General features: G+C 59.3%; 2 protein-coding genes. Both read right to left on the minus strand.

Going from position 1 to position 1233, the window contains the following annotated elements; all coding sequences use genetic code 11:
• Window positions 1–83: 83 nt before the first annotated feature.
• Window positions 84–473, minus strand: coding sequence for a hypothetical protein (locus ACQ4V8_RS21825; protein ID WP_436572202.1), 390 nt, complete (start codon window positions 471–473; stop codon window positions 84–86).
• Window positions 470–1117: a glycoside hydrolase family 24 protein gene (locus ACQ4V8_RS21830; protein WP_436572203.1), complete on the minus strand. Its 648-nt coding sequence runs from the start codon at window positions 1115–1117 to the stop codon at window positions 470–472. The genes ACQ4V8_RS21825 and ACQ4V8_RS21830 overlap by 4 nt, the downstream gene beginning before the upstream one ends.
• Between the last annotated feature and the right edge of the window lie 116 nt (window positions 1118–1233).

A 1233-nucleotide genomic window follows, 5' to 3' on the forward strand; every position in this document is an offset into this window, starting at 1 on the left:
CGCTCCCTTTTTTTTTACCAGATAGATCACAGCGGCCACCGCCGCAATGATCGCCGCCAGCTTCACCGCTTCCATGTTGTCCATCATTGCCACCACATCCCGCTAGTCGTTTTGAAAAGTCCGTCGATCAGGTTCGGCGTGTCGCCGTAGTCGATGCTGTCGGACACGCCGTCACCGTAGGCATACGGGAACATGTCGCCCAGTTCTTCGCCTACCGGCTTGCCGTCACTTGTCACGGTTTGGCCCATCCAGTTTTTCATGAGGAAAGCCGCGCCGCCTTCCTTGTTCTGTGCATCTTTCAATAGCTTCCACGCGCCGCTTGCCAGCGCATTCCAGCGCTGATCTTGAATGTTGGTGGTCTGCGCCTGATTGCCCTCCGGGTCCTTCGTCGTCGGCTTGGCCTTGGCCCGCTTCATGTACAGGACGGCACCGACGACCAGCGCGGCCATCAGTACGATATCTCGGTTGCTCATGCGACGTTACCCCCTGCATCTGCGAAATTGTTGAGGAAAGCGGCTAGCTTTACTTCACCCTGGCCGTACCCGGCACCGGGCAGCGATGCCCATACCTTGCTGACCTTGCTTACGGCAACTTCTACCCGCCCGGCGCGCACGTCATTCAGCGCGCCTTTTTCGCTAATCAGGTACATCGCCGCCGCATCCTGGCTAGCTGGCGAAAAATCGTTCAGGCCCAGCTTGCGGCTCACGCGCAGCCAAGTCGGCTTATTTATCTGGAAAGCGCCCGCCGCCGTCGATACGCAGCCCGGACCGAAACCGGCCCCCGCGCACATGGCAGCGCTCAAGCTGCCGCCGCGCCAGCCCAGCAGGGCCGGATGATCGTCAAAGCTGCCGAACGTCGCCCCGCCGAAGAGGATCGAGTAGCCGTTACCGGCGCTCGTTCCCTCCCCCACCCTGATCGCGGCCAAGAATGCCCGCTCGTTTGCTTGTGCCGTCATTTCGTCTATCTCACTAAAATATTCACTGCCGGCGTCCAGCGCCTGATTGCCAAGGTCTTCCAGATCGGCGCTGTTTGCGCTTTCGCCGTCGCCTTCATCCAGCAGGTACAGCAACAGCAACGCCGCGCCGCCCACTATTGCCAGATTTAGGACGTCTTTCACTGTTGCGGCTCACACCAAAATTCAACGATTCCTGATACATCCTGATTCAGCGATCCGCCAGAAATGGCAAGCCCGAAACCCGGCTGCATGACAATCGGCTCTTTTAGCGATACGGG

This window comes from Janthinobacterium paucivorans (genome assembly GCF_051380805.1).
In the GTDB taxonomy this organism is placed as follows: Bacteria; Pseudomonadota; Gammaproteobacteria; order Burkholderiales; family Burkholderiaceae_D; genus Janthinobacterium; species Janthinobacterium lividum_D.

What these genes read in the sequence shown, in the direction of transcription:
- ACQ4V8_RS21825 (WP_436572202.1), bottom strand. Translation starts at nt 473, where the DNA reads ATGAGCAACCGAGATATCGTACTGATGGCCGCGCTGGTCGTCGGTGCC.